This is a genomic window from Streptomyces sp. DH12 (genome assembly GCF_020873895.1).
Taxonomy (GTDB): Bacteria; Actinomycetota; Actinomycetes; order Streptomycetales; family Streptomycetaceae; genus Streptomyces.
Map to the genome: position 1 here is coordinate 1 of NZ_JAHWGT010001674.1, position 388 is coordinate 388.

The window sequence follows — 388 nt, forward strand, 5'->3', positions numbered from 1 at the left end:
GTACAGACGTGCGAGGTGCAGGGGACGCGCAGGGCTCAGGGGACGAGCAGTCCACAGCCGCCCGGCTGCGGAAGATCTGTGACGAGGTGTCGGACCGCTTCTACGAGCGGGCCGACGTGGTGCGCACACTCGTGGTGGCGCTGCTGGCCGGACAGCACTCGCTGGTGCTCGGCCCGCCCGGAACCGCGAAGTCCGAGATCGCCCGGGAGCTCACCGGCAGGGTCGACGGGGCCGCCTACTGGGAGATCCTTCTGTCGAAGTTCACCGCGCCGACGAGAATGTTCGGTCCCGTCGACGTCGCCGCGCTGACCCGCGGGGAGTACCGCCAGGTCTACGAGGGCCGCGCCACGACCGCGCACGTCGCGTTCATCGACGAGATCTTCAAGTG

The 388-nt window shown here is 69.3% G+C and carries 1 protein-coding gene; it reads left to right on the forward strand.

Annotated elements, in window-relative coordinates:
- Positions 1-8: 8 nt before the first annotated feature.
- Positions 9-388 (forward strand): AAA family ATPase (locus tag LPA54_RS41685; RefSeq protein WP_228985555.1); only part of this gene is annotated, 380 nt, incomplete at its 3' end.